This is a genomic window from Conexibacter stalactiti (assembly GCF_033542075.1).
In the GTDB taxonomy this organism is placed as follows: Bacteria; Actinomycetota; Thermoleophilia; order Solirubrobacterales; family Solirubrobacteraceae; genus Conexibacter; species Conexibacter stalactiti.
This window is the reverse complement of sequence record NZ_JAWSTH010000172.1, coordinates 1-6,682: the sequence shown is the minus strand read 5'-3', so window position 1 is coordinate 6,682 and position 6,682 is coordinate 1. Positions and strand designations below refer to the sequence as shown.

8 protein-coding genes and 1 pseudogene are annotated in these 6,682 nt (G+C 73.9%); 4 read left to right on the top strand and 5 right to left on the bottom strand.

Going from position 1 to position 6,682, the window contains the following annotated elements:
• Positions 1–219: pseudogene (locus R7226_RS30535) on the bottom strand (hypothetical protein); the annotation flags it as partial.
• The gene (locus R7226_RS30530) at positions 216–1,604 is read right to left on the bottom strand and encodes an aminotransferase (RefSeq protein ID WP_318601302.1); all 1,389 of its coding nucleotides are present in this window, start codon (positions 1,602–1,604) and stop codon (positions 216–218) included. The pseudogene R7226_RS30535 and the gene R7226_RS30530, both read right to left, overlap by 4 nt.
• A 144-nt stretch (positions 1,605–1,748) precedes the next feature.
• Between R7226_RS30530 and R7226_RS30525 the strand changes: the two genes are divergently transcribed.
• The gene (locus R7226_RS30525; protein ID WP_318601301.1) at positions 1,749–3,218 is read left to right on the top strand and encodes an NAD-dependent succinate-semialdehyde dehydrogenase; all 1,470 of its coding nucleotides are present in this window, start codon (positions 1,749–1,751) and stop codon (positions 3,216–3,218) included.
• Here the strand turns inward: R7226_RS30525 and R7226_RS30520 are convergent.
• From R7226_RS30520 to R7226_RS30510, 3 genes are read right to left on the bottom strand one after another with little or no spacing between them, the layout of a single operon-like run.
• On the bottom strand, positions 3,211–3,423 hold the full coding sequence (locus R7226_RS30520; RefSeq protein WP_318601300.1) for a DUF1653 domain-containing protein: 213 nt from the start codon (positions 3,421–3,423) through the stop codon (positions 3,211–3,213). The two genes, R7226_RS30525 and R7226_RS30520, sit on opposite strands and share 8 nt — an antisense overlap.
• A gap of 36 nt (positions 3,424–3,459) precedes the next feature.
• Entirely contained in the window at positions 3,460–3,759 is a 300-nt protein-coding gene (locus R7226_RS30515) for a type II toxin-antitoxin system PemK/MazF family toxin (RefSeq protein WP_318601298.1), read from the bottom strand.
• Positions 3,759–3,992: a ribbon-helix-helix domain-containing protein gene (locus R7226_RS30510; protein ID WP_318601297.1), complete on the bottom strand. Its 234-nt coding sequence runs from the start codon at positions 3,990–3,992 to the stop codon at positions 3,759–3,761. Before R7226_RS30510 ends, R7226_RS30515 begins: the two co-directional genes overlap by 1 nt.
• 116 nt (positions 3,993–4,108) lie before the next feature.
• Between R7226_RS30510 and R7226_RS30505 the strand changes: the two genes are divergently transcribed.
• The 3 genes from R7226_RS30505 (at position 4,109) to R7226_RS30495 (ending at position 6,571) form a co-directional block, all read left to right on the top strand.
• Positions 4,109–5,068, top strand: coding sequence for a YgfZ/GcvT domain-containing protein (locus R7226_RS30505; RefSeq protein WP_318601296.1), 960 nt, complete (start codon positions 4,109–4,111; stop codon positions 5,066–5,068).
• Between the two features lie 31 nt (positions 5,069–5,099).
• Positions 5,100–6,068 (top strand): aldose 1-epimerase, encoded by a 969-nt coding sequence (locus R7226_RS30500; RefSeq protein ID WP_318601294.1) that lies wholly within the window; start codon positions 5,100–5,102, stop codon positions 6,066–6,068.
• Between the two features lie 113 nt (positions 6,069–6,181).
• Positions 6,182–6,571: a hypothetical protein gene (locus R7226_RS30495; protein WP_318601293.1), complete on the top strand. Its 390-nt coding sequence runs from the start codon at positions 6,182–6,184 to the stop codon at positions 6,569–6,571.
• Positions 6,572–6,682: the final 111 nt, after the last annotated feature.

Below are 6,682 nucleotides of genomic sequence, written 5' to 3'. Positions count from 1 at the left end.
GCCGTCGGCGCCGGCGCCCGGCGGCGGCTCGACGACGACCGCCTCCGGCAGCCGCTCGCGCAGCCGCGCCAGCGCCCGTCGCGCCCGCGCGGGCGCGACGGGGGTCGCGCCGCGCTCCAGCGCGCGGCGCAGCAACTCGGGACCGTCGGTCCCCTGCAACCCGACGCGCCCGCCCATGCCGGCGATCGGGTTGACGATCAGTCCGAGCCGCGGGCTCACGCCTTCGCGCGCGCCAGCTCGTCGGCGACCTGGTCGACCGCTTCGCGCGCGACGGTGACGATCGTGTCGATCTCGGCCTCGGTGATCGTGAACGGCGGCGAGAACGAGATCGTGTCGGCGGCCGGCAGCGCGCGCGTGATCAGGCCGTGCTCGAGGCAGGCGCGCGTGATGCGGGCGCCGACCGCCAGCGCCGGGTCGAAGCGGACCGGCCGCTCGCCGCGCTCGGCGACGAACTCCAGCGCCGCGACGAGGCCGATGCCGCGGATCTCGCCGACCAGCTCGTGGCCGTCGAAGGCGGCGTGCAGCTCCGCGCGCAGCCGCTCGCCGCGGCGCGCCGCCTGCTCGATCAGGCCGCCGTGCTCGACGAGGTCGAGGTTCGCCAGCGCGGCGGCGGCGGCGAGCGGGTGGGCGCTGTAGGTGTAGCCGTGCTGGAAGGCGCCGCCGTCGCGGGCGAGCACCTCCCACACTCTGTCGGAGACGACGCAGCCCGACAGCGGCACGTAGGCGGAGGTGACGCCCTTCGCGATCGTCATCAGGTCGGGCTCGATCCCCAGCAGGTGGCTGCCGAACCAGGCGCCGAGGCGGCCGAAGCCGGAGACGACCTCGTCGGCGATCAGCAGCACGTCGTACTTGCGCAGGACCGCCTGGATCGCGGGGAAGTAGCCGTCGGGCGGCGGGATCACGCCGCCGGCCGCCTGCACCGGCTCGGCGATGAAGGCGGCAACCGTCTCAGGGCCCTCGGCGAGGATTCTCTGCTCCAGCTCGTCGGCGAGCCGCGCGACGAAGGCGGCGTCGTCCTCGCCCGGCTGCTTCTCCCACAGCGCGTACGGCGGGGAGACGTGGCGGATCATCGGCAGCGGCAGGTCGAACTGCGCGTGCATCGCCGGCAGGCCGGTCAGCGAGGCGGAGGCGATCGTGACGCCGTGGTAGCCGCGGCTGCGCGCGATCACCTTCTTCTTCTCGCGCCGGCCGAGCAGGTTGTTGTAGTGCCAGACGAGCTTCAGCTGCGTGTCGTTGGCGTCCGAGCCGCTGGAGCCGAAGAAGACCTTCGACATGCCGAGGTCGCCGGTCAGCCTGATGATCCGTTCGGCCAGCAGCGCCGGCTGGTCGGTCGCCATCGAGGAGAAGCCGTGGTAGTACGGCAGTCTGAGCGCCTGTGACTGCAGCGCGTCGGCGATCTCGCGGCGCCCGTAGCCGACGTTGACGCACCACAGGCCGGCCATCGCGTCGAGGTAGGTCGTGCCGTCCGCGGCGGTCAGCGTCGAGCCGCTGCCCGAGACGATCATCGCCGGCCCGCCGTCGCGCTCGTGCGCGCCGGCGGCCGTGAAGGGGTGGAAGACGTAGCGGCGGTCCAGCTCGCCGAGGGTGGAGGTGGTGGCAGTCATCTCAGCGTCCGTCTCGAAGTGTTCGCATTGCGGTCAAATGCACGGTATGCGAACCTTCGCACACGGCAGACGAGGAGTCCAGTGCGCTCTGCGCACGTCCGTCCGCATCGTGACATGACTTGGCTTCAGAAGGAGACCGCGCCCATGACGACCGCCATCGCCCACCTGACCGACCAGAACCTGCTGCGCGACGAGCTGTACGTCGGCGGCGTCTGGACGCCCGGCGCCGGCGGCGAGCACGCTCCGGTGCTCGACCCCGCCAGCGGCGACGAGCTGGCGCGGGTCGCCGAAGGCACGCGCGCCGACGCGCGCCGCGCGATCGACGCGGCCGCCGTCGCGCTGCCGAAGTGGTCGCGTCTCTCCGCGAAGGAGCGGGCGAGGCTGATGCGGCGCTGGTACGAGCTGATCGTCGAGCACGTCGATGATCTCGCCGTGCTGCTGACGGCCGAGCAGGGCAAGCCGCTGGCGGAGGCGCGCGGCGAGGTGCTCTACGGCGCCGGCTTCGTCGAGTGGTACGCGGAGGAGGGCAAGCGCGCCTACGGCGACGTGATCCCGACCAACGACAGCGGCCGCCGCCTGTTCGCGATCCGCCAGCCGATCGGCGTCTGCGCCGCGATCACGCCGTGGAACTTCCCGATGGCGATGATCGCCCGCAAGGTCGCCCCGGCGCTCGGCGCCGGCTGCACGATCGTCGTCAAGCCGGCGCCGTCGACGCCGCTCTCGGCGCTGGCGCTGGCCGAGCTGGCCGACCGCGCCGGGATCCCCGCGGGTGTCATCAACGTCGTCACCGGGCCGGCCGAGGAGGTCGGCCACGAGCTGGCGACCAACCCGGCGGTGCGCAAGCTGACCTTCACCGGCTCGACGCCGGTCGGCCGGCTGCTGATGTCCCAGGCGGCGGACACGGTCAAGAAGGTGTCGCTGGAGCTGGGCGGCAACGCGCCCTTCATCGTCTTCGACGACGCCGACCTCGACGCCGCCGTCGCCGGCGCGATCGCCTCCAAGTTCCGCAACGCCGGGCAGACCTGCGTCTGCGCCAACCGCGTCCTCGTGCAGGCGGGGATCCACGACGCCTTCGTCGAGCGCTTCGCGGCAGCGACCGCGGCGCTGAAGGTCGCCGACGGCTTCACCGACGGCGCCGAGCAGGGGCCGCTGATCGACGCGCGCGCGCTCGCGAAGGTCAAGGACCACATCGCCGACGCGCTCGCCCACGGGGCCTCAGTCGCCACTGGCGGCGACTCGCACGAGCTGGGCGGGACCTTCTTCCAGCCGACCGTCCTGACCGGCGCCACGACCGCGATGAAGATCGCCGCCGAGGAGACCTTCGGCCCCGTCGCCCCCGTCTTCCGCTTCGAGACCGAGGCCGAGGCGATCGAGCTGGCGAACGCCACCGAGTCAGGCCTCGCCGCCTACCTCTACACGCGCGACTCCGGCCGCGTCTGGCGCGTCGGCGAGGCGCTCGAGTTCGGCGTCGTCGGCGTCAACACCGGCGCGATCTCCTACGAGGGCGCACCCTTCGGCGGCGTCAAGCAGTCCGGTCTCGGCCGCGAAGGCTCGCGCCACGGCCTCGACGACTTCATGGAGCTGAAGTACCTCTGCCTCGACGGGATCAGCTGAGGGGTCTGAAGCGGGGCACGGTTCCCTCCGGCCGCTCGACCAGCTCCGTGAACATGTCGAGCGGCCGCACCCAGATCGACTCCGGTCTGGCCAGCGGCCGGTAGACGGCCATCAACTCCTCGGTCTCCGAATGCCGCGCGACGTGGAGCAGCTCGTAGTCGTTGCCTTTGAAGTGGCGGTAGAGGCCGGGCTCGGGGAGGGACATCGGCGGATCATGACGGCCCGCGCGATTTGAGCGGCGTCAGTCGAGATCGAACGCCGCGCGGATCGCGTCGCTCAGCGCCGGCTCCTGAGCATCGAGCAGGAGGCCGATCTGGCGGCCCAAGGCGGTCGTCGGGATCGTCGTGATGTTGTCGCAGCTGATCGCCGAAGAGTCCGCGAGCCCGTTCGCCTCGCCGACCGGCACTTCTGTCGAGAGGCCGCGCACCGAGGTGGTGATCGGGGCGATGGTGACCGACGTGAGATGTGGACGGACAAGCTCGCGGGTGAGGACGAGCACCGGTCGCGTCTTGTCGAGCCGCGCCAGATGGATCGGCCGCATCAGTCCAGATCCGACGGCAGGCCGGCAGCGTAGCCAGCCAGCCCGGCCAAGTCGGGATCCGGGCCGCTTCTGGCGAGGATCTCCGCATCGCGCGCAGCAACGGCGCGTCGCCGCTCGCGTTCGAGTGCTCGTATGACCACGGCAGCACGACTGCGCTCGGCGCCAGATCTGACGATCTCGTCCACGAAATCGACCAGCTCATCCGGAAGGCGAACGGCAATCTGCTTGCTCACCCGCTACACGGTACCAGTCTGGTACCGAATCGGTACCAGACTGGTACAGAGGTGACTGCCAACTCGTGCCTTGAGCCCCTTGACCTCAAGCCTGCTTGAAGTGGGAAGGTGTCGGGGTGACCGCCGCACCGACCCTCACCTGGACCGACCGCTCCGACGCGGGCAAGCTCGGCGTCGGCGGCCCCGACGCGCTGCCGTACCTGCAGGCGCTGCTGACCGCCGACCTCGCCCGGCTGCCCGTCGGCGGCGGCAGCGCGACCGCGCTGCTCACCCCGAGAGGGCAGGTGCGGGCGCTCGCGCGCGTGCTGCGGACCGACCGCGGCTGGCTGCTGCACTGCGAGCGGGCCGCGCTCGAAGGGCTCTTCCGCGGGCTGTGGAACGGGCGGATCGGCTGGAACGTCGCGCTGCACAAGCTGACGCTCCAGCAGGGGCTCGTGTCGCTCGTGGGGGAGGCGGAGGGGCTGCGCGCGGCGCTCGCGGCGGCGGTGCCCGCGTCGGCACCGGCGCCGAGCAAGGCGCTTGCGCTCGCCCACGCCGAGGAGCACGCCCACCTCCCCACCGACATCGCCGGCATCCCGGTCCGCGCCGTGCGCGCGTGGGCCGGACTCGACCTCGTCGTGCGCGCCGACCACGTGCCGCGCCTGCTCGCCGCGCTGGCGGCCGGCGGCGCGAGCCCGCTCGACGGCTGCGGCTGGGAGGCGCTGCGGATCGCGAACGGGCGGCTGCTCTACGGCGCTGACGCGAGCGACGCGACGCTGCCGGCCGAGCTGGCGCTCGACGGCGCGACCGTCGCGACCGACAAGGGCCTCTATCCCGGCCTCCAGACCGTCCTGCGGCAGCAGCGTTCGGGGACCGTCCACCGCCGCATCTGCCACCTGCACGCCGACCACGCGCTGCTGGCTGCCGGCGACGAGCTGACCGCCGCCGACGGCAGAGCGGCCGGCCGCGTCACCAGCGCGCTCGCCTTCGACGGGCTCGGCGTCGTGCGCGCGAGCGCGGGGGAGCGGCTCGTCCACGCGCCGACTGGCACGCCGCTGCGCGCCGAGCCGCTCGCGCACGCGGCGCCGTCCCTTTGAGCGCGCCGCCCCGCTTGCGAGCATGTGCGGCGTGATCGAGACGACGGAGATCGAAGGGTTCGCCGCGGTGCGGCTGCGCGCGGGCGAGCTGAGCGCGACGTTCGTGCCCGGCGCCGGCATGCTCGGCATCTCGCTGCGCGACGGCGACGACGAGCTGCTCGGCGCCCGCCACGGGCTCGACGCCTACGTGCACGACGCCAGAACGATGGGGATCCCGCTGCTGCACCCGTGGGCCAACCGGCTCTCGCGCGACGCCTTCTCCGTTGCCGGCACCGATGTGCGGATCGCCGACGGCGCCGCCGGCCTCCACCGCGACGGCAACGGCCTCGCGATCCACGGCCTCGTCGCGGGCGTGCCCGACTGGGTCGTCGAGGAGGCCGGCGAGTCCGCGCCCGCGGGCGACGGCGCGGCCGGCGACAGCTCCGCCTTCTCCGCGACGCTCGACTTCGGCGCGCGGCCCGACCTGCTCGCCTCCTTCCCCTTCCCGCACATGCTCCGGCTCGACGTCGCGCTGGGGGAGCGCGGCCTGCGGATCGCGACGACGCTGACGGCGACCGGCGACGTCCCGGTCCCGCTCGCCTACGGCTTCCACCCCTACCTCCAGCTCGCCGGCGTGCCGCGCGAGCAGTGGCTCGTCGAGCTGCCCGCGCTGGAACGGCTGGAGCTGGACGAGCGCGGGATCCCGACCGGCACCGCCCGCCCCGCGCCGGCCGAGTCGCGGCCGCTCGCCGAACGCTCGCTCGACGACGCCTACGACGGTGTCGCGCCCGGCGCCGTCTTCGCCGTCTCGGCCGCCGGCCGCCGCCTCGAGGTCCACTTCGAGCAGGGCTTCCCGGCGGCGCAGGTGTTCGCCCCGCCGAGCGAGCAGCTGATCTGCTTCGAGCCGATGACGGCGCCGACCGACGCGCTCGTCAGCGGCAGGGCGCTGCGGCTCGTCGCGCCCGGCGAGCAGAACGTCAGCGCCTTCGCGATCGTCGTGCCGCCCTTGCAGTCCGCCTAGCGCCGCCCACCGCCTGAGCGCGGGTCGGGCAAACACTGGGGTCGGCCCCGCTGTGGCAGGGGGTGGGCGGGCAGCAAGCTGCGCGGCATGCCCACGACCCCGCCGTCCACCTCATGCTGAGCCGGCAGCGCCACCGGCGACTGCGCAGATCGCTCGCCACCGAGCGGCGCCGGATCGGCGCCGCGACCGGCGCGGCGCTGAAGGCGCAGGAGCGCGCGCTGCACGCCAGACCGGGCGCCGACCTGCCTGTCGCGCCGGTGCAGAAGGCCGAGCGCGAGCTGCGGGCGCTGGCGCGCGAGCTGGGCGGCCGCGCCGACGGCGACGGACGCGTGCAAGCAGCCGCGCGCGGCGTCGGCGAGCTGGCCGACGGCTACGCGGCGCTCGCTGCCGCCGAGCGCGTGAGCGACCCGCAGAAGGCCGCCGACCTGACGACCAGAGCGGTCGCCGCGCTGCGCGCCGCCGAGCAGCAGCGCAGAACGGCCGGCGATGCCTGGCCGCTCTGACGCCCGCGCCGGTGGGCGCCTGATCGACCGCGCCGCTCGCGCCGCCGCCGGCATGTCGCGGCGCGAGCTGGTGCGGCTCGGGCTCGGCGCCGCCGCCGCGGCGGCGCTGCC

Coding starts and splice junctions, on each gene's coding strand:
- R7226_RS30515 (WP_318601298.1), bottom strand. CDS start 3,759: ATGCGGCCGATCCATCTGGCGCGGCTCGACAAGACGCGACCGGTGCTC.
- R7226_RS30520 (WP_318601300.1), bottom strand. CDS start 3,423: ATGTCCCTCCCCGAGCCCGGCCTCTACCGCCACTTCAAAGGCAACGAC.
- R7226_RS30530 (WP_318601302.1), bottom strand. CDS start 1,604: ATGACTGCCACCACCTCCACCCTCGGCGAGCTGGACCGCCGCTACGTC.
- R7226_RS30525 (WP_318601301.1), top strand. CDS start 1,749: ATGACGACCGCCATCGCCCACCTGACCGACCAGAACCTGCTGCGCGAC.
- R7226_RS30495 (WP_318601293.1), top strand. CDS start 6,182: ATGCTGAGCCGGCAGCGCCACCGGCGACTGCGCAGATCGCTCGCCACC.